Origin of the sequence: Burkholderia ubonensis (assembly GCF_902833085.1) — a bacterium.
GTDB classification, from domain to species: Bacteria; Pseudomonadota; Gammaproteobacteria; order Burkholderiales; family Burkholderiaceae; genus Burkholderia; species Burkholderia ubonensis.
Map to the genome: position 1 here is coordinate 22,358 of NZ_CADFEB010000016.1, position 21,340 is coordinate 43,697.

Below are 21,340 nucleotides of genomic sequence, written 5' to 3' on the forward strand. Positions count from 1 at the left end.
GCTTGACCGGCAAATCGCGAAATTGTTCGATCGAATCCCGACAACGGGCGCCGATGCGATCCGAAATGCCCGATTTCATTCCGAATCGCACACGGCGGCGAGCGCGATTTCGAAATAATCCGTCGATTGCACGGATAAACAATTCCGAATGATTCGATTATTTTCCGTGCATCAATGATCGGCGCGATTCATCGGCCGCTTGCAAACGGCTTGGTCTCGGCGCCCGACAGGGCGCTGCACGGAAATCGGCCGATCAACGGCGTTCCGGCGCCGGCGGCCCGCAGCCACCGGTTCGAGCGACAAGCATCGAAGCGAAACGCAGTCTACGACAAAACGCGCGACGTTTAAACGCGATTTTCAATAATTAATTCATACAAAATAGCGGCATTTTTACTAACAATAATTCCACGCAAATCAATTCATCCCGCCATTCACGACGTCGAAATTATGCGATTTTATTTGGCGGCCCATATCACGATCGAATGATATATGGGCATCAACAAAGTCCGTAATTATGCGCCGCAGCGCATAATCCACGACCGGCTCCAGCACCGGCGACCACAGTTGTTCCGACGCCAAATGCAGTTACCCCACCTTCTGCCCCGCAAGCAGAAGAAAGTTGCGGACCACGGCAGACGGGTCATCGCATCGCGACGTGATTGCCAGCCTTGCGCGGAGTCCATTGCCCGCGATCGGCCGATAGCTCACCCCTGCAACCTGCACCTGCGTAATCGCCTTCGGCACGATAGAGACGCCCAGCCCGGCCGCGACCAGGGTCACCGCGGACGTGATTTGCGGCGCGGGTTGCGCCATGCGCGGCTCGAACCCGGCGGCATTGCATGCGGCGACGATGTCGTCGAACAGCGCACTGCCGGCCTCCCGCGGCACTTGCACGAACGACTCGTCGGCCAGCTCGGCCAAATCGATTCGCCGCCGCTGCGCCAACCGATGAGCAACGGGCAGCGCGACAAACATGGGCTCCTCGTCCCAGTCGGATACACGCAGCGTCGCGGCGACACGGCGCACCGGCCGCACGATCGCGACGTCAAGGCGCCCGGCATCCAGCGCCTCCAGCAGGACGCCCGAAGTCGCTTCCTGCAACGTCAGCTCCGCATCCGGAAACGCCTCCCGGAAGCGGCGTATCAAATCCGACACTTTCGAATTGAACGCCGCCGTTCCGGTGAAGCCGACCCGCAGATGCCCGATTTCTCCGCGCGCGGCTCGCCTGGCCGCTCGTGCGGCACGCTCGGCATCGTCGAGCACGCGTCGCGCCTCTTCGGCGAAGACCTCGCCCGCCAAAGTCAGCTCGGCACCGCGCGCAGTCCGCTTGAACAGCTCCACGCCGAGTTCGCTCTCGAGCGCCTTGACCTGCTGGCTCAACGGCGGCTGGCCGATGCCGAGCGTGTCAGCCGCCTTGGTGAAATTCGACGTAGCCGCCACGGCCAAAAAATATCGGAGATGCCGAAGTTCCATTCGCTATGTGACCTCACGGTGAGTCGGACCGCCTTGCCAGCCAGTGCTAAAACATATCACTACGGTTCATTTCATATATTGGACATATACATGACGGTGCGCAAGAATTCGGGCATTCCCCGCACATCGAGTGCATCCATGTCCTCCCCTTCGATTTCCCCATCCATGCCCGGCACGCAGAAAACCGCGTCCGACGCGCTGCCTGCCGGCGTTTCCCCGCGCTCGGCGGCGTACAAGCGCATCGCGCTGGCGCTCTTCCTTGCCGGCTTTTCCACCTTCTCGCTGCTGTACTGTGTCCAGCCGCTACTTCCCGCGTTCGCACGCGAGTTCGATCTGGGCGCAGCTTCCAGCTCCCTATCGTTGTCGCTGTCGACCGGGATGCTCGCGGTCTCCATCCTGTGCGCCGGTGCACTTTCCGAACGCGTCGGGCGGCGCGGGCTGATGTTCGCGTCGATGACGCTTGCCGCGCTGTTCAATGTGCTCGCAGCGCTCTCGCCAAGCTGGAATCTGCTGCTGGTATGGCGTTCGCTGGAGGGTTTCGCGCTCGGCGGCGTCCCGGCGGTCGCGATGGCCTATCTCGCCGAGGAAATCGCGTCCACCGGGCTGGGTTTCTCGATGGGGCTCTATGTCGGCGGAACCGCGTTCGGCGGCATGATCGGCCGGATCGGCATGAGCGCGCTCGAGGAGCACTTCTCATGGCGGACGGCCATGCTGACGATCGGCGTCGTCGATCTCCTCGCCGCGGTCGCCTTCGTGATGCTGCTGCCGCAATCGCGACGCTTCGTGAAGCGAACCGATCTGACGCTGCGCCACCACGTGCGGCTGTGGAACGAGCAGTTGCATCACGCCCGGCTTCCGTTCGTTTTCGCGATCGGCTTCCTGGTGATGGGCGCGTTCGTGACGGTATACAACTATGCCGGGTTTCGACTCACGGCCGCCCCCTTCAACCTGAGCCCGACCGCATGCGGCCTGATCTTCGGCGCGTACCTGTTCGGGATGGTTGCTTCATCGAGCGCGGGCGCGCTCGCCGACCGTCTCGGACGGGCGCCGATTCTTGTCGGCGGGATTCTGGTATTCGCGGCGGGCCTCGTGCTGACGCTATCGCACTCGCTCGTCGCGATCATCATCGGCATCGTGCTCGTCACGATCGGCTTCTTCGTCGCCCACTCGGTCGCGAGCGGCTGGGTTGGCCATCTCGCGGGATCCGCCAAGGGGCATGCCGCTTCGCTCTACCTGCTTGCCTACTATCTCGGGTCGAGCGTGCTCGGGTCGGTCGGCGGCGCGTTCTGGCAACATGGCGCGTGGGCGAGCGTCGCCGCGTATGTCGCGGCGCTGCTTGCCCTCGGTCTGCTGGCTGCGGGCCGGATGACCCGCGTGGAGCGTGTGCGGTAAGCACCCCGCGCCGACGGCTTCGGCGCGCATCTTGTGTCGCAAAATTGCGCTCGCGGTTTTCGTTCGCATTCCGAATGCTGTCGACGAGGTGCTGCCGCATGCAGGTCGTCTACGTGTAAAAGTCGCCGTGGTCTCGTCGAGCGACCGACGCGAAAAAGCCGCGCCCGCGCGTCACGACTGCGCCGAATCGGCCGCGCGCAGCGTGATGCCGGTCCACGTTCCGCTCGCGGCCAGTTCGCCGATCAGCTCGACGATCGTTTGACGGACGGCCAGCGTGGCGGAATTGACGGGGGACGTATTCGACCAGCACAGGCTCGCGGGGCGGCGGATCTCCGGATCGACGATCCGGCGCATTTTCGGCCGGTTCGACGGCTCGCGCAGCGCCATCACGGATGCGGGCAGGATCGTGCACGCCATGCCCGACTGCGCGAGCGACATCAGCGTCGGCAACGAATCGACGTCCGCGATGATGTTGAGCGGCACCTCTTCGCGGGCAAACGTGCGCTCGAGCAGCAAGCGCAGCCCGTTCTGCACGCCGGGCGCGACGAGCGGCACGCCGGCGAGCGATGCCAGGCTGCAGGTGCGCGCACGCGGCGCCACGGCGCCGCCCGGCTCGCCGAGCAGATGCAGCACTTCGTCGAACAGCGGCATCGCGGTGATGCCCGTCGTGTTCGATTCGCGGAACAGGATCGCGAGATCGAGCCGCCCGTTCGCCAGCAGTTCGTTGATGAACCCGCTCATGCTCTCGATGTACTGCAGCCGGATGCCCGGATAGCGCGCCCTCACCCGTTCGAACAACGGCATCGCGAGGATCGACGTCATCGTCGTCGGAAAGCCCACCGCGACGGTGCCCGACTCGCTGCCCGCGCCTTCCCGCACTTCCTGGCGCAGCTGCTCCATCTGACGGAGCACGAGCCGCGCATGCCGGTAGAGCGCCTGCCCCGCCGCGGTCGGTTTGACGCCCTGGGGGCTGCGCACCAGCAGCGTGACGCCGATGTCGCCTTCGAGCTTCGCGATCTGCTGGCTCAGCGACGGCTGCGCGACAAACAGTTTTTCGGCCGCTTTTCCAAGGCTGCCGAATTCCACGATGCTGACAAAGTAACGGAGCTGACGAATGTCCATGATCGTTCGGGCAAGGCGAAAGTCATAGGGTACCCCTATGACCGGCACATTCAAACGGTATTTCCGCTGCGCTCCCGCTTCACATAAAGTCGCTTCAATCCAGGTCAAGACAGCCGGCGTATCCGGCGATGGAGGTGACGATGAACACTCCCCGGTCGCATGCCGGCGACGATGTCAAACAGGTCGCGATCGACCTGATCAGCGCCGAACGTGCCGCGGCATTCGCCGCCACGCTCGACCATCCGACGCGCCCTGCGGCGGGCGACGCGTTGCTGCCGGCGTGGCACTGGCTCTATTTCTGGTCGATCGCGCAGCAGTCCGAGCTTGGCCCGGACGGCCATCCGCGCAAGGGCGGTTTCCTCCCGGATCTGGGGCTGCCGCGGCGCATGTGGGCCGGCGGCCGACTGACGTTCGGGCGCCCGTTGACGATCGGCGAGATCGCGACGCGCACGTCGCGCGTGCTGTCGATCGAACGCAAGGAAGGGCGCAGCGGCCCGCTCGGCTTCGTCACCGTCGAGCATGTGATCGAGTCCGCCGGCGCGGTCGCGATCCGCGAAGAACACGACATCGTCTATCGCGGGCCGGCCGCGCCCGGCGCCGTCGCGCCCGCGCCGCACGCCGCGCCCGACGACGCGCAATGGCAGCGCGACATCACGCCGGACGAAGTGCTGCTGTTCCGCTATTCCGCGCTGACGTTCAACGGCCATCGCATTCACTACGACCGGGCCTACGCACGCGACGTCGAAGGCTATCCGGACCTCGTCGTGCACGGGCCGCTGATCTCGACCCTGCTGCTCGACCTCGTGACGCGCTCGCTGCCCGGCGCGACGGTCCGCGAATACGCGTACCGCGCGATGCGGCCGACCTTCGTCGGCAACACGTTCGGCGTATGCGGCCGCGTCGCCGACGACGGCAGAACCGTCGATCTCTGGGCCAAGGACCATGACGGCTGGCTAACCATGTCCGCTCGCGCGACCCTCGCCTGAGCCATTCCGACGATTCCCTCGATACGCTCCATGAATCAAACCGATGCTTACCACGACATCCGTGAAGCCGTTCGCGACCTGTGCGGCGAGTTTCCCGCGGAATACTTCCGCAAGATCGACGAAGCGCGCGGCTATCCCGAAGCATTCGTCGACGCCCTGACGAAAGCCGGCTGGCTCGCCGCGCTGATTCCGCAGGAATATGGCGGCTCCGGCCTCGGCCTGACCGAAGCGTCGGTGATCATGGAGGAAATAAACCGGGCGGGCGGCAATTCCGGCGCGTGTCACGGCCAGATGTACAACATGGGCACGCTGCTTCGCCACGGTTCCGCCGAGCAGAAACAGAAGTATTTGCCGAAGATCGCGAGCGGCGAGCTGCGGCTGCAGGCGATGGGCGTGACCGAGCCGACCACCGGCACCGACACGACGAAGATCAAGACGACAGCGCAACGCAGAGGCGACCGCTACGTGATCAACGGCCAGAAAGTGTGGATCTCGCGCGTCCAGCACTCCGACCTGATGATCCTGCTCGCGCGCACGACGCCGCTGTCGGACGTGAAGAAGAAGTCGGAAGGAATGTCGATCTTCATCGTCGATCTGCATCACGCGATCGGCAACGGAATGACGGTCCGCCCGATCCCGAACATGGTGAACCACGAGACGAACGAGCTGTTCTTCGACAACCTCGAAATCCCCGCGGAAAACCTGATCGGCGAGGAAGGCCAGGGCTTCAGGTACATCCTCGACGGCCTGAACGCCGAACGCACGCTGATCGCGGCCGAATGCATCGGCGACGGCTACTGGTTCGTCGACAAGGTGTCGCAGTATGTGAAGGATCGCGTCGTGTTCGGCCGCCCGATCGGCCAGAACCAGGGCGTGCAATTCCCGATCGCCCGTTCGTTCGTCAATGTCGAGGCTGCTAGCCTGATGCGCTTCGAAGCCGCGCGCCGGTTCGACGCGCACGAGCCGTGCGGCGCGCAGGCGAACATGGCGAAGCTGCTCGCGGCCGATGCATCGTGGGAAGCCGCGAATGCGTGCCTGCAGTTTCACGGCGGCTTCGGCTTCGCGTGCGAATACGACGTCGAGCGCAAGTTCCGCGAAACGCGCCTGTACCAGGTCGCGCCGATCTCGACGAACCTGATCCTGTCGTATGTCGCCGAGCATATCCTCGGCCTGCCGCGTTCGTTCTGACGGGGAGTGTCCAGCATGCGCCCACTTGAAGGAATCAAGGTCGTCACGTTCGAGCATGCGATCGCCGCGCCGTTCTGCACGCGGCAGCTCGCGGATCTCGGCGCGCGCGTGATCAAGATCGAACGCCCGCATGTCGGCGATTTCGCGCGGAGCTACGACGAACGCGTGTCGGGACTCGCGTCCCACTTCGTGTGGACCAACCGCTCGAAGGAAAGCATCACGCTCGACGTCAAGCAGCCCGCGGCGCTCGAGATCGTGCACAAGCTGCTCGCCGATGCCGACGTGTTCGTGCAGAACCTCGCGCCCGGCGCGACGCAGCGCCTGGGGCTCGACTACGACATGCTGCGCGAGCGCCATCCGCGGCTGATCGTCTGCGATATCTCCGGCTACGGGCTCGACGGACCGTTCCGCGACAAGAAGGCGTACGACCTGCTGATCCAGAGTGAGTCCGGATTCCTGAGCATCACCGGCTCCGACGGCGAGCCGGCCAAGGCCGGCTGCTCGATCGCCGACATCGCGGCGGGCATGTACGGCTACACGAACATCCTCGCCGCGCTCATCGAGCGCGGGCGCACCGGGCGCGGCCGGCACATCGACGTGTCGATGCTCGAAAGCATGGTCGAATGGATGAGCTATCCGCTCTACTACGCGATCGACGGTCAGTCGCCGCCCCGTCAAGCCGGCGCGTCGCACGCGACGATCTTTCCGTATGGTCCGTTCAAGGCCGGCGACGGCAACACCGTGATGCTGGGCCTGCAGAACGAGCGCGAATGGAAAAGCTTCTGCGATGCCGTGATCGGCATGCCCGGGCTGGCCGCCGACGAGCGCTTCGGCTCGAACAGCCGCCGTGTCGCGAATCGCGACGAACTCACGGCCGTCATCGTCCGTGCATTCTCGACCCTGACGGCCGCCGACGTGATCGACCGGCTCGAGCAAGCCGGTATCGCCAACGCGCGGATGAACGACATGCATGGCGTCTGGACGCATGAACAGCTCGCCGCCCGGCATCGCTGGACCCGGGTCGACACGCCTGTCGGCAAGATCCCTGCGCTGTTGCCGCCCGGCGTCGGGCCGACCGACCATCCGCGCATGGACCCGGTGCCGGCGCTCGGCCAGCATACCGATGCCGTTCTGCACGAACTCGGCTATGGCGACGAACAGATTCACGCGTTGCACGCATCCGGCACTGTCTGACCGGCCCGTTCCGCGCTGATCGAAGCGCGCCCCTCACCCCCATATCGAAGCGTCTCCGCGCCTGACCAAGGACGCGAGAGCGCCACACCACCGGAGACATCATGGCCAACACCGTCAATGCCGCCGGCCGGCTCGACCGGCTGCCGACTTCAAGGTTCCACTGGAAGATACTCGGACTCATCGCCGGCGGCGCATTCCTCGATGCGTTCGACATCTACCTCGCCAACGGCGCGGTCGCGGCCATGGTCAAGGACGGATTCACCGACCTGCGGCATGGCGCGATGTTCGTGTCGTCGACGTTCGTCGGGATGATGATCGGCGCGTTCGTCGCCGGCTACGTCGGCGATCGGCTCGGCCGCCGGTACTCGTATCAGCTCAATCTCGCGGTGTTCGGGCTCGCGTCGATCGCCGCGTGCTTCGCGCCCGACATCGCGTGGCTGATCGCCCTGCGCTTCATCATGGGTATCGGGCTGGGCGCGGAACTGGTCGTCGCGGCCGGCACGCTCGCCGAATTCGTGCCGCCCGAGACACGCGGCAAATGGGTGTCGCTGCTCGCGATCATCACCAACAGCGGCCTCTTTGCCGCGCTGGCCGCAGGGTACTGGATCATTCCGCATCTCGGCTGGCGCTACATGTTCGCGCTGGCCGGTGCCGGTGCGCTGGTCGTCTGGTTCATGCGCAAGCGGATGCCGGAATCGCCGCGCTGGCTCGAATCGGTCGGCCGGCTGGACGAAGCCGAAGCGACACTTGCCGCGATCGAGCGCGAGGTGAGCGAGCAGGTCGGCACGCTGCCGCCGGTGCGGCGCACGATCGACCTGCACGTCGGCAAGGTGCCGATCGGCGTGCTGTTTTCGAAGGGGATGCGCGGGCGCACCGTGGTCGCCGCGCTGACTGCGATCGGCGTCAACGTGGGGCTCTATGGCTTCATCGCGTGGCTGCCGACCTTCTTCGTCACGCAGGGGCTGTCCGTCGTCAAGTCGCTCGGGTTCGTATTCCTGATGTCGATCGGCTCGCCGGTCGGCGGCCTGATCGGCTACCTGATCGCGGACCGTATCGGTCGCGCGAGGGGGATCGTGATCGCGTCGATTCTCAGCATCGCGCTCGGCTGGCTGTACGTGTCGCTGCGCGATACGGCGGCGATCATCCTGGTCGGGTTCTGTCTCGTCAGTGCGATCTACACGATCACGACGCTCGGGCTGTTCGGCTACATCCCCGAACTGTTCCCGACCGAAGTACGGCTGCGCGGCACCGGTGCGGCGGGCATGTGCGGACGGATGTCGTCGATCGGCACGCCCGCGCTGGCGCTCGCGCTCTATCAGGCGTTCGGGGTATCGGGCGTGATCGCGATGATCAGCGCGACGCTCGGCGTGCTGTGTGTCGCGATCGGGCTGCTGCGCGTCGAAACCGGACGGCAGGCGCTGGAAGAAGTCGCGCCGGGCACGGACGGCGCGGACGGCGCGGCGGTCAGCCCGGGGGTATCGCAAGCCTGATTGCCGACGGACGGGCATACCGGCCGCGACAAAAAAGAACGCCGGCCCCGGTTGATACCCGGGCCGGCTTCCTCGTCGAAGATGCACGTAACAGGTCCGGGCAACCCGACCCGCCGCCGATGACGATCACGGCATGGGTTCCATCGATTCGCGTCGGCCGTATTGCGCGAGTACATCGCTGCGCATCATTCGCCGGCCGCCTCGTTCGAAGCGGCTTCGACGGCAGCGGCCAGCCCGGCGATCCGCGTGGCGCGCAACAGCACGGGCCGATCGACCATCTTGCCGTCGACGGTCACCACGCCGCCGCTGGAATCGCGCATCGCATCGAGAATCCGGCGCGCCCAGCGAACCTCGTCCTCGCTCGGTCGGTAGCACTTGTGCACGAACCCGATCTGTTTCGGATGGATGCAGAGCTTCGCACCGAAACCCAGTTGCTTGCCGTTGAACGCGTCGCGCTCGATCCGTTCTCCGTCGTGAATATCCGGCGTCACGCCGTCGACCGGCGCTTCGATGCCGGCGACCCTCGACACCAACGCGAGCTGCGAGCGGAAGTGATTGAGCGGCACGCCATCGTCCGACATGCCCATGTCCGCGATGAAATCGAGCGTGCCGAACATCAGCCGCTCGACGTACGGCGCTTTCGCGATATCGAGCGCGTTCCACATGCCGTTCGCGCTTTCGATCAGCGGATAGACGGGCACGCGCCGGCGCGCGAGCGCGACGGCGGTGCACACGTCGTCGGCGCTCTCGGCCTTCGGAAGCACGATGCCGGCCACGCCCTTCAACGCACCGAGCGCGGCGTCGGCCTCGAACCACGGCGTGTGCCGCGCGTTGATCCGAACGAGCACCGGGTGCGCGGGTGAAATCCACCGTGCCATCGCGTCGCGCGCCGACGTTTTCGCTTCAGGCTCGACGGCATCTTCGAGATCGATGATGACCGCATCGGCGCCGCTTGCGAGCGCCTTGTCGAACCGCTCTGGCTTGTTCCCCGGCACGAACAGGTAAGACTGGGCAGGCATCGAGCGTCCGCCGCCGGCTCGATGCGCGGCGTCGCCGGCGGATAGCGCGGCATCAGATGGCATCGATCACCTCCGGAACCCGTCCGGCTTGCGCAACGCCGAGAGACATCTTCACGTTCACAATGTCGACGCACGTGTCGTCCGACTTCATGCGGACCTTCACGTTGCAGTCGACCACCCGCTTCACTGCTACCACGATCTTCACGCGTCGCTCCTCCATCCGTTCGTCAGCATCGTCCAATTTCGCAGGCCATTACACGCGGAATTCCGTACGCTGACAACTATCGATTGGCTCTGCCGGCCATAGCCCGAGCCTATTGGCCGCTTCATCTTCCGATCGGGACTGGTTCTGGTCAGGGTCAGCCGGGCGACCTTCCTGCCAGTCGGTTATCGACTGTCCATGAAATCCCGGGAACGCCGTGCTAGTCGTTCGCGTATTCCAGCTGCAACGCAATCCACTCTGACGTAGCGGCGCCATAGCGCGCCGCTATATCTCCCAGCGCACCGGGCAGCACGGCATCTCCACGCCGCCCGTCCGGCATCGTCACCCGCGCGCGCTCGATACTCTCCGGCCGGGTCAACAACCTCAACCCGTGCCTTGATATGACCTCCCGCCCCTCTCCCGTCGCAACGACATCGCTGCGCCACGTCCGTGCCCACGCATCCGCAGTCAACGCGACCGGCAATTCGTCAAAACCGGGCTCGACCGGCAGATCGAGCGTCTCGTGCCGCCAGAACGCTACGCGATTCGTCAGCGCGGTCACCACCGTACGCGCGGTCAACCCATATCGGCTGCCGTCGTGTGCGTCGCTCCAGGCTTGCACACCGATGCTCCGCGCAGTCTCACGCGCCGCCGCGGGCCCGGCAAGCGCGCTCACCAGCGCAAGCGAGGCGGGAATGGACGCCGACACGCCGCTCGTCGTCATCACATTGCCGTCCATCACGTAGCGGCGATCGTCAACCCAGGTCGTATCGGCAAACTGGCGGCGCAGGCCGCCGCGCGAGTACCAGTGAGACGTCGCAGTATGATGCCGCAGCAGTCCGGCATTCGCGAGCACCGCCGCGCCGTCGCAGATCGCCACCATCGTCGCACCGGCAGCCGCCTGCTTTTGCAGCCATGCCAATACCGCAGGTCGGTCGGCGCGATGCATCGCGGGCACGATCACGACATCCGCCCCGGCAGGTATCGCGGCATCGAAACGGTCGAAGGTCGTATCGGCGAGCATGCGCAGCGCGGGCATCAATTCGACGGGCCCCGCATCGACCGACACGGCGACGACATCAACCGCACCGGACGCCTTCAGGATCGAATAGGGAACGATGAAATCGGTCGTCTCCGTTCCCATGTTGTCCGCGACGATCGCAACGAGCGGCCGCTTGCGCCCGCCCTTTGGCGCGGACACCGTCAGCGCCTGTGTGTCCGGCAACATGCGCTCCGCCGGCGCATGCGCCGACGCACCCCACGCCCACGCACAAAACTGCATGCAGGCAAACAGCGCCACCGTCGTGCGCGTCGCCCTGTTCCTCGTTCTTTCCAGCATCGCCCGCCCGCGTTAATCGATTGCAAGACTGGAAAATTACAAGGATCATGCCCGCGGTCACAAGGACAACTCCACCGCACTTTCTGCCATGTCTCAGTCAATCCGTCCGGCGCGCGACATCGTCGTCGTCGGCTTAGAAGGCGTGCAGTCGCTCGACATCACCGGTCCGATGGAAGTGTTCGCGGTCGCGAACCGTTACCTGCCGGATCATGCCGCACCCTATCGGCTCACGCTCGCATCGCAGCTCGGCGACGACATCGTCACGCACGCCGGGTTGCGACTCGCCGGCCCAACCGCACTCACGGCACTGCCCGAGCACATCGACACGATCATCATCGCCGGCGGCAGCGATGCCGCGCTGCGTCACGCGGCATCGGACGCCGGCGTGCTGCCCTGGCTGCGCACGCGCATTGCAAACACGCGTCGAATCGCCAGCATCTGCACGGGTGCGTTCGTGCTTGCCGCGGGCGGCTGGCTAAACGGAAAACGGGCGACCACGCACTGGATGCAGTGTTCGACTCTGCAGGCACTGTGTCCCGACGCTCGCGTCGAGCCGGACGCGATCTATGTCAGTGATCCGCCGTTCCATACCTCGGCCGGCGTGACGGCCGGCATCGACCTGTGTCTCGCGCTTGTCGAGGCAGACTGCGGCGCACCGACCGCGCTCGCGGTCGCACGCGAACTCGTGCTTTTCGTGCACCGTCCCGGCGGTCAAGCACAGTTCAGCGTCGGACTCGAGATTCAGGCGAACGCGACGCCGCGCATGCGGTCCCTGCTCACCGCCATCATCGACGATCCGACCGGCAATCTCGGCGTGCCAGCCCTGGCAGCACGCCTGCACATGAGCGAGCGGACGCTCGCCCGCCATTTCCGCGAGCAAACCGGATTGTCGCCCGTGCAGTTCGTCCTGGCAGCACGGATCGAACGCGCGAAGTCTCTGCTGGAGCAGGCCGACTGGCCGCTCGAACGGATAGCGCAACGCGCGGGATTCGGCAGCGTGGACGCTTTGCAGCGCGCGTTCGCCAAGCATGCAGGCGTGTCACCGAGCGATTATCGTGCGCGCTTTGGCAAGCGGCACAACGCGCCGCCGACAACATAGGTCGGCAATTGGCTCCAATGCTTCCCTGACACCAACGCACATTTGCGCGCATCGCAATTTCCTTCGCAGCAGACACGCAGCGGCTGCCAAGGCGATTCAGGCGCGGGTTCCAAATTCCGCTGCGTCGACCGTCCAGCCGTCAAGATGCGGGCCCTGTCGAGCGAACCGGTCGACCCGGCATTGCCCGCGAAACGTCACGCCGAAGCCCCGGTGCCGTGCACGCCCGGCTGACGTACCCGCTTCGACCAAACCTGGCCCGCCGCACACGTTTGCGCCCACGCCGCGCCGATTCGCTTCGCATCCGGACCTCGATTTCCTCGCTTGCCTGCCGTTAACCCGGATTTCAGCGCAGCCCGTTTTATCTCACCGGTCTTCCCTTTCGAGCGCGTAGCATGCCCGCATCCATCTCCATCGAAAAGATCGCCGACTGGGCGGGACGAAACCATCTTGTCGTCGGCGCGATCGGCACACTGATGTCGCTCACTGCGCTGGGCCTCAGCGCGATGACGCTCTGGGCCGCGAGAAGCGAAGTCGTCGAGCACGCGCATGAAACGTCGCGCAACGTCACCGCGGTGCTGGTCAGCGAGATCGCGCGGACCGTCGACACGTCCAACAACGCGTTGACGTCGCTCGCCGCCGATCTCGGCAGGCCGGCGGTCCGACGCATGGATGCCGGGCTGCGGCACGATCTGCTGTTCCAGCGCGCGGCCGCGCAATACGTGACCGGGATGGGCGTGACGGACCGGTTCGGCCAGTTGATCGACGGCTGCTGCGGCCCGTCTCACCACTGGAACTTCAGCGATCGCGACTACTTCAAGGTCCATCGCGACGCGGCGAACGTCGGCCTTTACGTGTCCGAGGCCTATCGCGCGCGCTCGCGCGGCGACACGAAGTCCATCGCGCTCTCCCGGCGCATCGAAGGGCCGGACCACGCGTTCAACGGGATCGCGGTCGTCGCCATCGACCTCGACTATTTCGATCAGCTGCTTTCCCGGCTGAACGTCGGGCCGCACGGCATCAGCGCGATCCTGCGCGCGGACGGCACCATCCTCGCCAGAAATCCGCCGCTGAGCGATCACCAGATGATCCGCCTGGGCCGATCGAGGGCGTTCGACCGCATGCTGAGCCAGGACTCGGGATTCTATGCGTCCTGCTCGCGCATCGACGGAACCTTGCGGCTCTATACGTTCCAGCGGGTGCCGGGTACGCCGCTGATTGCGGTGGTCGCCCCCGCCGAGCACGACGTGCTGGCCGGCTTCGTACGCATGTCATGGTCGGTCGGCGTGCCGGCATCGATCATCTGCGCGCTCTTCTGCGCCGTCGTCTGGCTGCTCGCATTCGCGTTGCGGGACAATCTTCGCAAGCAGACACGGCTGACCGATCTCACCCGCACCGATCCGCTGACGGGCCTGCGCAACCGCCGCGCGCTCGATGTCGCGCTGGCCGACGAATGGGAACGGCTCCAGCGCGGTAACGACGCCAGCCTGTCGGTGCTGTTCATCGATGCCGACCACTTCAAGCAGTACAACGACAGATATGGGCATGCGCAAGGTGACGCGGCGCTGAGGTTCCTGGCCGAATGCATCCGTGCTCACACGCGCCGGCGCGGCGATATCGCCGCGCGTTACGGCGGCGAAGAGTTCGTCGCGGTGCTGCCGGACACGGATGAAAGCGGCGCCGCGAAAGTCGCGGAGGCCATTCGCCGGGAAGTGGAATGCAACCGGCTCGCCGGACTTGCCGAGGCGGTTCCCGCCTTTACGGTGAGCATCGGATGCGCGACCGCCCGCCATCCGCACACACCGTCCATCGACGCGCTGTCGCGTCAAGCGGACCTCGCGCTGTACACCGCCAAGCGCCAGGGACGAAACCGCGTCTGCCGCGCACCGGCGGAGCAGCGCGCGCATGCGGCGTGACGCGCGGATCGATCCGCGCTTTTCACGCTATATCTCGACCATATGAAGCACGCCTGATTCGCACTCGTCGGTCCGCACCCAACCCATAGCGATAAAAATATCCGCTCACCCACGGCGGCCGCATCGGTTGCCGGCCGCTTCGCGTCACACGCAACAGCACGACTTTACGATTGCAAATGCCTCTCATTTGCATTAAATTTCCGCGCAAATGTACTGTTTGGAACACAGACGTCGGCGTGAGGCCGTCCGCCGTGCCCGAACGCAGACCACATCAAGGGACGGGTATGAGCAGGAAGAACTGGGCGGCCGCACCGATGGCCATCATCGTCGGCACGGCCGGCGCGAGCGCAGCCGATGCGCAGGAGTTGTCGCTGCCCGCCATCGAGATCTCGGGGCAGCGCGCGAGCGCGCCGTTTCGCTCGCCCGACTCGACGAGCGCGACGCGCACCGAGACGGACGTGATGGAAATCCCGTTCGCGGTCAGCAGCGTCGACGCGAAACTGGCCCAGACCGTCGCCGCGACGCGCGGCGAGGACCTGTACGACTGGGTCGCGGGCGTCGCGCGGCAGAACAACTTCGGCGGCCTTTGGGACAACTACGCGGTGCGCGGCTTCGCCGGCGACGGCAACACGTCCGGCACCGACTACCTCGTCAACGGCTTTTCGTGGAACCGCGGGATCAGCGTCCCGCGCGACACCGCCAACCTCGAGCGCATGGAAGTGCTCAAGGGGCCGGCATCCGCGCTGTACGGCCGCGGCGATCCGGGCGGGCTCATCAGCTATACGACCAAGCAGCCGCAGTTCGCGCGCTCGAACACCATCGGCGTGTCGGCCGGCAGCTACGGCGCGTTGCGCCAGACGCTCGATTCGACCGGGCCCGTCACGAAGTCGCTCGCGTACCGCTTCGTCGCGATGAACGAGAACAACGGCAGCTTCCGCGATACGGTGTCGAGCAAACGCTACCTGTTCGCGCCGTCATTCACGTGGGACATCGGCGCGGATACCACGCTCCATTACGAATTCGAGAGCGCGCGCCAGCGCGCGCCGCTCGATCGCGGCGTGGTGGCGGTGGGCGGGCAGCTCGGCGCGATTCCGGCTTCGCGCTTCCTCGGCGAGCCGCGCGACGGCGACTACGACGTGCGCAACACGGGCCACCAGTTCACGCTCGAGCATCGCATCGATGCCGGCTGGTCGATCAACGCGGGCTTCGCGCAGCGCACCACCGACCTGTCCGGACGCTCGTCAGAAGCGTTCGCGCTGCAGCCGGACGGCCGCACGCTGTGGCGCCGCTACCGCCAGGTCGCGTTTCATTCGAACGACTTGCAGGGCCGCATCGAAACGACCGGCAAGTTCCGCACCGGCGGCATCGGCCACACGCTCGTGATGGGCGTCGATGCATATCGCTTCAACTACGACCAGTTCGTCGCGCGCTCGACGCCGACCGCCGCCGCGCCGTATGCGATCGACATTTTCGATCCGGTCTACGGCCAGCCGGCGCCCGTGCCGCGCACCGCGACCAGCCTGCTCGAGCGCGATGACGGTCAGGGCATCTACGCGCAGGACACGCTGGCGTTCGGGCCGCACTGGAAAATCCTCGCCGGGCTGCGCTGGGATCGCTTCCACCAGTCGGTCGAGAACCGCCTGAAGGGTGTGACGAGCAGCCAGCTGCAGACCGCGTTGAGTCCGCGCATCGGCGTCGTGTACGAAATGAGCCCCACGCTGTCGCTGTATGCGAACACTGCGTATTCGTTCCGGCCGAACAACGGCGCCGACGTCACCGGCCGCGCGTTCGACCCGGAGAAGGGGCATGGCTACGAAGCCGGCGCGAAATGGGCCGGCGCGCGCTGGCTCGCGACCGTCGCGGCGTTCCACGTCACCAAGCGCAACGTGCTGAGCGCCGATCCGGCGAATGCCGGCTTCTCGCGCGCGGCCGGCGAGGTGCGCAGCCGCGGTGTCGAATTCGAATGGAACGGCGACCTCGGCCATGGCATGCGCGGCATCGTCAATCTCGCGTACGTCGATGCCGAGGTCACGCGCGATACCGTGCTGACGCCCGGCGCACGCCTCGTCGACATTCCGCGCCTGAGCGGCAGCGCGCTGCTCATGTACGAAACCGCGCTGCCGTTCGCGGACAAGGCCGGCGCCGGCGCAGGCGTGATCTATGTCGGGCGCCGGGCCGGCAACACGGCGAACACGCAGGACGGCTTCGAGCTGCCCGCCTATGCGACCGTGCAGCTCAACGGCTACGTGCAGGTCAACAAGCACCTGCGTGCGTCGGTCGTGCTGAACAACCTGTTCAATCGCACCACCTACGTCAGCTCCTACAACAGCCTGTGGGTCACGCCGGGCGCACCGCGCAGCCTGTTCGCGTCGCTCGCCTACGCGTTCTAGTTCGGTTCGGTTTCCTGACGGGCATCGTGCGTCACGTGCGTCACGCGCCGAGCGCGAGGAATGCGCCGAAACCGACTCGCAGCCCTTCCCGCCGAATCGCCGCGAGCCACAGAATCGTCGCGATCGATCCGGTGACGGACAGGTTCGGCCCGAGGTCGACGCCGATGAGGATCGCGTCGATCACCGTTTGCGGGCTTCGCGCGACGTCGATCGTCGAGCTTGCGATAAGTCCTGCGGGCAGGTTGTTGATCAGGTTCGACGCGCGCGTGCAGCGCCTGCCGAGCCCCTCGCGCGTCAGCGCGCGTCGACCGGGGCGGCCTCATCCACAGCGTCGCCGTATCGCTCCGCTCGCTCGACGATGCGCGCCAGCCGAATGATGTCGGACAGCGCGAAATCGCTCGCGTCGGGCCGCGGCCGGTCGCGCTCGTCCGCCATGCGCATCGCGAACGCGAGCGCTTCTGAGCGCTCCCTCAGCAGCACACGCAGCGCATCCGCGATCACGCGGCGGTCGCGCGGATCACCGAGGTCGAGCACCGGCTCGTGGTCCTGTTCGACATCCGGCGTCGCGAACGGCGCGGCCACCGCCTTCACGATGCCGGGCACGAAAAACGTGTTCCGTTTCATGTGTTTCCCCCGTTGACCGGCGACCGGCACCGCCTCACCGCCGGTTCGACCGCGACACCACGTCGATCCACACCGCCAGCACCAGCACCGCGCCCTTGACGATCATCTGCCAGTACGCGTCGACGTCCAGCATCGACATGCCGTTGTCGAGGCTCGCCATCACGAGCGCGCCGATCAGCGCGCCATAGACGGTGCCCGAGCCGCCGCGCATCGACGTGCCGCCGATGAAGCACGCGGCGATCGCGTCGAGTTCGCCCATCGTGCCGGCGGACGGCGAGCCGGCCGCAAGCCGCGCGGTGTTCACGATGCCGGCGAACGCGCACATCAGCCCCATCAGCGCGAAAATCGCGAGCTTCACGCGATCGGTATCGACGCCCGACAGCCGCGTCGCCTCGAGATTCGAGCCGACCGCATAGATGCGCCGGCCGAACACGGTCTGCGTCGCGATCCACGAGAAAATGCCGAGCAGCGCAAGCAGCAGCAGCACCGGCACCGGAATACCGCCGTAGCGGTCGAGCGTCGCGACGAACGCGAACAGCACCGCGCCCGCGCCCGCGATCTTCACGACGTCCTGCCACGGCGGCGCGGCCGCGAGCCGGTAGCGGCGCCGCGTGCCGCGCTGCCGCACGACCAGCAGCACGACGAGCGCGAACAGCAGCAGCGCGAGGCCATCCCCCGCCACGCGCGGCAGGTAGCCCTGGCCGAGGAACACGAAGCCGTCCGACACGGGCGCGATCGTCGAGCCGCCCGTCACGCCGAGCAGGATTCCGCGAAACGCGAGCATCCCGCCCAGCCCGACGATGAACGACGGCACGCGCCGGTAGGTCGACCACCAGCCGTTGAAGAGCCCGACCAGCACGCCGAGCGCGAGCACGGCCGGCACCGTCGCGGCGACCGGCCAGTGGCGGTTCACGTCGAGGATCGCCGCGACGCCGCCGAGCAGCCCGAGCAGCGAGCCGACCGACAGATCGATCTCGCCCGCGATGATCACGAACACCATCCCGCACGCGAGCATGCCGGTGATCGACATCTGCCGCAGCAGGTTCGACACGTTGCGCGGCGTGACGAACGCACCGTCGGTCAGCACCGAGAAGAACACCCAGATCGCGACGACCGCGAACAGCAGCGCGAGGATCTTGTAGCGCACGAAGACCTGGCGGAGCTGACGACCGGTCAGGCGGTGCGCCTCGGCATCCGGCGCCGCCGCGTTGGAGGAGGAAAGTTCGGAATTCATATCGGACTCGTTGCGGTGGGTTCGGTCGGCCGCCGGCCGGCTTTCAGCGCGGCGCCGAGGATCTGTTCCTGCGTGAGGCCGTCGTTGACGAAATCGCCGCGCAGCTCGCCTTCGCCGATCACCAGCACTCGGTCGGCAAGGCCGAGCACCTCAGGCAGTTCCGACGACACGACGATCAGTGCGACGCCGCGCTTCGCGAGCGCGAACACGAGGCGGTAGATCTCCGCCTTCGCGCCCACGTCGACGCCGCGCGTCGGCTCGTCGAGAATCAGCACCTGCGGCTCGGCCAGCAGCATCTTCGCGAGCACGGCCTTCTGCTGGTTGCCGCCGGACAGGCTCGCGATCGGCAGGAATGGATGCGCGGCGCGCACCGACAGACGCTGCATCTCGTGACGAATCGCGTCCAGTTCGGCAGCCGAGTCGATCCGCCCGCGCGTCGCGAAGCGCCGCAGCACCGTCAGCGTGATGTTGTGGCCGACGCCGAGCTGCGGCACGATGCCGTGGCGCTTGCGGTCCTCGGGCACCATCGCGATGCCGGCGCGAATCGCGTCGGCCGGCGAGCGGATCGCAAGCGGCCGGCCGTTCATCAGCACGCTTGCCGTGCTCGCGCCCGGGTACGCGCCGAAGATCGCCTGCATCAGCTCGGTGCGGCCCGCACCGACGAGCCCGGCGACGCCGAGGATCTCGCCGCGCCGCACGCTGAACGACACGTCGTCGACGCGCTTGCGGCGCGGGTTCGTCACGTCGCGACAGGTCACGTGGCGGGCTTCCAGCACGACGTCGCCGATCTCGTGCGGCTCGCGCGGATACAGGTCGCGGATCTCGCGGCCGACCATCATCGCGATGATCCGGTCGGTGCTCAGCGCCCGCATCGGCTCCGTCGCGACATGGCGGCCGTCGCGGATCACGGTCACCGTGTCGCACACCGCCTCGACCTCGTCGAGCTTGTGCGAGATGACCACGCACGCGACGCCGCGGCGCTTCAGGTCGCGCACGATGTCGAGCAGGATTCGCGTCTCGGCCGCGCTCAGCGACGACGACGGCTCGTCGAGGATCAGTAGCTTCGCGCGCTTGTTCAGCGCCTTCGCGATCTCGATCAACTGCTGGTGGCCGCCGCCGTAGTTCATCACCGGCTGCGCGACGTTGATCGCGTCGATCCGCAGCTCGTGCAGCAGTTCCTCCGCACGCCGGACCATCGCCGCGTAGTGCATGCGTCCGCCCGGCAGCGTGATCTCGTTGCCGAGGAAAATGTTCTCGGCCACCGACAGCTCCGGCACGAGCATCAGCTCCTGGTGGATGATCACGATGCCCGCGCGCTCAGTGTCGCGCACGCCGGACGCAACGAGCGGCGCGCCTTCCCAGCGGATCTCGCCGTCCCACGTGCCATGCGGATAGACGCCCGACAGCACCTTCATCAGCGTCGATTTGCCCGCACCGTTCTCGCCGCACAGGCCGACGCACTCGCCGGGCCGCACGGTCAGGTCGATTCCGTCAAGCGCCTTCACGCCGTCGAAATCCTTGACGATGCCGCGCATCGTCAGCAAGGGTTCGGTCATGCCTTCATGTCCCGCGATAGGCGGTCGGCCGCACCGGCGGCCGGCCGCGTGCGTTGCGCCGTTACTGGCTCGCCAGTTGCGCCTGGGTATAGAAGCCGTCCTTCACGACGACGTCGACGTTGCGCTTCGTCAGCAGCGTCGGCTGCAGCAGAACCGTGTCGACCTTCTTCTTGCCGTTGTCGTATTGCGCGTTGAACGCGGGCTTCGCGCCCTTCGCGAGATCCACCGCGAGCGTCGCCGCTTCGCTCGCGATCAGCTTCAGCGGCTTGTAGACGGTCATCGTCTGCGTGCCGGCGATCACCCGCTTGACGGCCGCGAGGTCCGCGTCCTGCCCGGACACCGGCACCTTGCCGGCCAGGTGCTGCGCGGCGAGCGCCTGGATCGCGCCGCCCGCGGTGCCGTCGTTCGACGCGACGATCGCGTCGATCCGGTTGTTGTTCGCGGTCAGCGCGTCCTCGACGATCCGCAGCGCGGTCGACGCGCTCCACTCGGGCACCCACTGCTGGCCGACGATCTTGATGTCGCCGCGGTCGACCGCCGGCTTCAGCACCTTCAGCTGGCCTTCGCGCAGCATCTTCGCGTTGTTGTCGGTCGGCGCGCCGCCGAGCAGGAAATAGTTGCCCTTCGGCTTCGCGTCGACGACGCCCTGCGCCTGCAGCTCGCCGACCTTCTGGTTGTCGAACGAGATGTACGCATCGACGTCCGCGTCGAGAATCAGCCGGTCGTACGACACGACCTTGATGCCGGCCTTGCGCGCCTCGGCGACGACGTTGCCGAGCGTCTTCGAATTGAACGGCACGATCACGATCACGTCGACGCCGCGCGAGATCAGGTTCTCGATCTGCGAGATCTGCCGCGCCTCGCTCGCGTCCGCCGACTGCACGGATACCTTCGCGCCGAGCTTCGTCGCGGCGGCGACGAAATAGTCGCGATCGCGCGACCAGCGCTCGACGCGAAGGTCGTCGATGCAGAAGCCGATCTCCGGCTTGTCCTTGCTCGCATGCGCGAGCGGCGCGCAAAGCGCGAGGGCCGCCAGCGCACTCAATACGGTACGACGCGTCACGGATTTCATGTGTCTCCACTCCTCTTTATTGGACTGCTGCTACGAATGCCGGGCGA

General features: G+C 66.3%; 16 protein-coding genes and 2 pseudogenes. 8 read left to right on the forward strand and 10 right to left on the reverse strand.

Annotation, left to right across the window (positions count from 1 at the left end; translation table 11 throughout):
• Nucleotides 1-585: 585 nt before the first annotated feature.
• Nucleotides 586-1,473, reverse strand: a complete 888-nt coding sequence (locus tag HWX31_RS33980) for a LysR family transcriptional regulator (protein ID WP_174961616.1) — start codon at nucleotides 1,471-1,473, stop codon at nucleotides 586-588.
• A 138-nt stretch (nucleotides 1,474-1,611) separates the two neighbouring features.
• On the opposite strand from HWX31_RS33980, the gene HWX31_RS33985 reads away from it, so the two are divergent.
• The gene (locus tag HWX31_RS33985; RefSeq protein ID WP_174961729.1) at nucleotides 1,612-2,865 is read left to right on the forward strand and encodes an MFS transporter; all 1,254 of its coding nucleotides are present in this window, start codon (nucleotides 1,612-1,614) and stop codon (nucleotides 2,863-2,865) included.
• Nucleotides 2,866-3,036: 171 nt separating this feature from the next.
• Here HWX31_RS33985 and HWX31_RS33990 read toward each other — a convergent pair whose 3' ends face one another.
• A complete protein-coding gene (locus HWX31_RS33990; protein WP_174961614.1) occupies nucleotides 3,037-3,987 on the reverse strand; it encodes a LysR substrate-binding domain-containing protein in 951 nt (316 codons plus the stop codon).
• A 140-nt stretch (nucleotides 3,988-4,127) separates the two neighbouring features.
• On the opposite strand from HWX31_RS33990, the gene HWX31_RS33995 reads away from it, so the two are divergent.
• From HWX31_RS33995 to HWX31_RS34010, 4 genes are all read left to right on the forward strand, one after another.
• Nucleotides 4,128-4,973 (forward strand): HTD2 family dehydratase, encoded by an 846-nt coding sequence (locus HWX31_RS33995; protein ID WP_174961612.1) that lies wholly within the window; start codon nucleotides 4,128-4,130, stop codon nucleotides 4,971-4,973.
• Between the two features lie 30 nt (nucleotides 4,974-5,003).
• Complete coding sequence (locus tag HWX31_RS34000) at nucleotides 5,004-6,161, forward strand: acyl-CoA dehydrogenase family protein (RefSeq protein ID WP_174961610.1); 1,158 nt, start codon at nucleotides 5,004-5,006, stop codon at nucleotides 6,159-6,161.
• A gap of 15 nt (nucleotides 6,162-6,176) precedes the next feature.
• A complete protein-coding gene (locus HWX31_RS34005; RefSeq protein WP_174961608.1) occupies nucleotides 6,177-7,355 on the forward strand; it encodes a CaiB/BaiF CoA transferase family protein in 1,179 nt (392 codons plus the stop codon).
• A 101-nt stretch (nucleotides 7,356-7,456) separates the two neighbouring features.
• Nucleotides 7,457-8,845, forward strand: a complete 1,389-nt coding sequence (locus HWX31_RS34010; RefSeq protein WP_174961606.1) for an MFS transporter — start codon at nucleotides 7,457-7,459, stop codon at nucleotides 8,843-8,845.
• Between the two features lie 185 nt (nucleotides 8,846-9,030).
• Here HWX31_RS34010 and HWX31_RS34015 read toward each other — a convergent pair whose 3' ends face one another.
• From HWX31_RS34015 to HWX31_RS34025, 3 genes and pseudogenes are all read right to left on the reverse strand, one after another.
• Nucleotides 9,031-9,864 (reverse strand): HpcH/HpaI aldolase/citrate lyase family protein, encoded by an 834-nt coding sequence (locus HWX31_RS34015; RefSeq protein ID WP_415493037.1) that lies wholly within the window; start codon nucleotides 9,862-9,864, stop codon nucleotides 9,031-9,033.
• A gap of 64 nt (nucleotides 9,865-9,928) precedes the next feature.
• Nucleotides 9,929-10,069: pseudogene (locus tag HWX31_RS34020) on the reverse strand (electron transfer flavoprotein subunit beta/FixA family protein); the annotation flags it as partial.
• Nucleotides 10,070-10,286: 217 nt separating this feature from the next.
• Nucleotides 10,287-11,348 carry a DJ-1/PfpI family protein gene (locus tag HWX31_RS34025; protein WP_415493035.1) on the reverse strand — a complete coding sequence of 354 codons (1,062 nt, stop codon included), beginning with the start codon at nucleotides 11,346-11,348 and terminating at the stop codon, nucleotides 10,287-10,289.
• Nucleotides 11,349-11,493: 145 nt separating this feature from the next.
• Between HWX31_RS34025 and HWX31_RS34030 the strand changes: the two genes are divergently transcribed.
• From HWX31_RS34030 to HWX31_RS34040, 3 genes are all read left to right on the forward strand, one after another.
• Nucleotides 11,494-12,504, forward strand: coding sequence for a GlxA family transcriptional regulator (locus HWX31_RS34030; RefSeq protein ID WP_174961602.1), 1,011 nt, complete (start codon nucleotides 11,494-11,496; stop codon nucleotides 12,502-12,504).
• Between the two features lie 392 nt (nucleotides 12,505-12,896).
• Nucleotides 12,897-14,417 (forward strand): sensor domain-containing diguanylate cyclase, encoded by a 1,521-nt coding sequence (locus HWX31_RS34035; RefSeq protein ID WP_174961600.1) that lies wholly within the window; start codon nucleotides 12,897-12,899, stop codon nucleotides 14,415-14,417.
• A 284-nt stretch (nucleotides 14,418-14,701) separates the two neighbouring features.
• On the forward strand, nucleotides 14,702-16,807 hold the full coding sequence (locus tag HWX31_RS34040; RefSeq protein WP_174961598.1) for a TonB-dependent siderophore receptor: 2,106 nt from the start codon (nucleotides 14,702-14,704) through the stop codon (nucleotides 16,805-16,807).
• 40 nt (nucleotides 16,808-16,847) lie between these two features.
• On the opposite strand, the pseudogene HWX31_RS34045 reads toward HWX31_RS34040, so the two are convergent.
• From HWX31_RS34045 to xylF, 5 genes and pseudogenes are all read right to left on the reverse strand, one after another.
• Nucleotides 16,848-17,066 (reverse strand): annotated as a pseudogene (locus HWX31_RS34045) (ArsB/NhaD family transporter); the annotation flags it as partial.
• Nucleotides 17,067-17,101: 35 nt separating this feature from the next.
• Nucleotides 17,102-17,431: a hypothetical protein gene (locus HWX31_RS34050; RefSeq protein ID WP_244143924.1), complete on the reverse strand. Its 330-nt coding sequence runs from the start codon at nucleotides 17,429-17,431 to the stop codon at nucleotides 17,102-17,104.
• A 34-nt stretch (nucleotides 17,432-17,465) separates the two neighbouring features.
• A complete protein-coding gene (locus tag HWX31_RS34055; protein WP_174961596.1) occupies nucleotides 17,466-18,665 on the reverse strand; it encodes a sugar ABC transporter permease in 1,200 nt (399 codons plus the stop codon).
• Nucleotides 18,662-20,221, reverse strand: coding sequence for a D-xylose ABC transporter ATP-binding protein (gene xylG, locus HWX31_RS34060; protein ID WP_174961594.1), 1,560 nt, complete (start codon nucleotides 20,219-20,221; stop codon nucleotides 18,662-18,664). The genes HWX31_RS34055 and xylG overlap by 4 nt, the downstream gene beginning before the upstream one ends.
• Nucleotides 20,222-20,282: 61 nt before the next feature.
• Nucleotides 20,283-21,293: a D-xylose ABC transporter substrate-binding protein gene (gene xylF, locus HWX31_RS34065; protein WP_174961592.1), complete on the reverse strand. Its 1,011-nt coding sequence runs from the start codon at nucleotides 21,291-21,293 to the stop codon at nucleotides 20,283-20,285.
• Between the last annotated feature and the right edge of the window lie 47 nt (nucleotides 21,294-21,340).

Excerpts from the sequence above, each read along its gene's own strand:
- HWX31_RS33980 (WP_174961616.1), bottom strand. The coding sequence starts at position 1,473 with ATGGAACTTCGGCATCTCCGATATTTTTTGGCCGTGGCGGCTACGTCG.
- HWX31_RS33985 (WP_174961729.1), top strand. The coding sequence starts at position 1,612 with ATGTCCTCCCCTTCGATTTCCCCATCCATGCCCGGCACGCAGAAAACC.
- HWX31_RS33990 (WP_174961614.1), bottom strand. The coding sequence starts at position 3,987 with ATGGACATTCGTCAGCTCCGTTACTTTGTCAGCATCGTGGAATTCGGC.
- HWX31_RS33995 (WP_174961612.1), top strand. The coding sequence starts at position 4,128 with ATGAACACTCCCCGGTCGCATGCCGGCGACGATGTCAAACAGGTCGCG.
- HWX31_RS34000 (WP_174961610.1), top strand. The coding sequence starts at position 5,004 with ATGAATCAAACCGATGCTTACCACGACATCCGTGAAGCCGTTCGCGAC.
- HWX31_RS34005 (WP_174961608.1), top strand. The coding sequence starts at position 6,177 with ATGCGCCCACTTGAAGGAATCAAGGTCGTCACGTTCGAGCATGCGATC.
- HWX31_RS34010 (WP_174961606.1), top strand. The coding sequence starts at position 7,457 with ATGGCCAACACCGTCAATGCCGCCGGCCGGCTCGACCGGCTGCCGACT.
- HWX31_RS34015 (WP_415493037.1), bottom strand. The coding sequence starts at position 9,864 with ATGCCTGCCCAGTCTTACCTGTTCGTGCCGGGGAACAAGCCAGAGCGG.
- HWX31_RS34025 (WP_415493035.1), bottom strand. The coding sequence starts at position 11,348 with ATGCAGTTTTGTGCGTGGGCGTGGGGTGCGTCGGCGCATGCGCCGGCG.
- HWX31_RS34030 (WP_174961602.1), top strand. The coding sequence starts at position 11,494 with ATGTCTCAGTCAATCCGTCCGGCGCGCGACATCGTCGTCGTCGGCTTA.
- HWX31_RS34035 (WP_174961600.1), top strand. The coding sequence starts at position 12,897 with ATGCCCGCATCCATCTCCATCGAAAAGATCGCCGACTGGGCGGGACGA.
- HWX31_RS34040 (WP_174961598.1), top strand. The coding sequence starts at position 14,702 with ATGAGCAGGAAGAACTGGGCGGCCGCACCGATGGCCATCATCGTCGGC.
- HWX31_RS34050 (WP_244143924.1), bottom strand. The coding sequence starts at position 17,431 with ATGAAACGGAACACGTTTTTCGTGCCCGGCATCGTGAAGGCGGTGGCC.
- HWX31_RS34055 (WP_174961596.1), bottom strand. The coding sequence starts at position 18,665 with ATGAATTCCGAACTTTCCTCCTCCAACGCGGCGGCGCCGGATGCCGAG.
- xylG (WP_174961594.1), bottom strand. The coding sequence starts at position 20,221 with ATGACCGAACCCTTGCTGACGATGCGCGGCATCGTCAAGGATTTCGAC.
- xylF (WP_174961592.1), bottom strand. The coding sequence starts at position 21,293 with ATGAAATCCGTGACGCGTCGTACCGTATTGAGTGCGCTGGCGGCCCTC.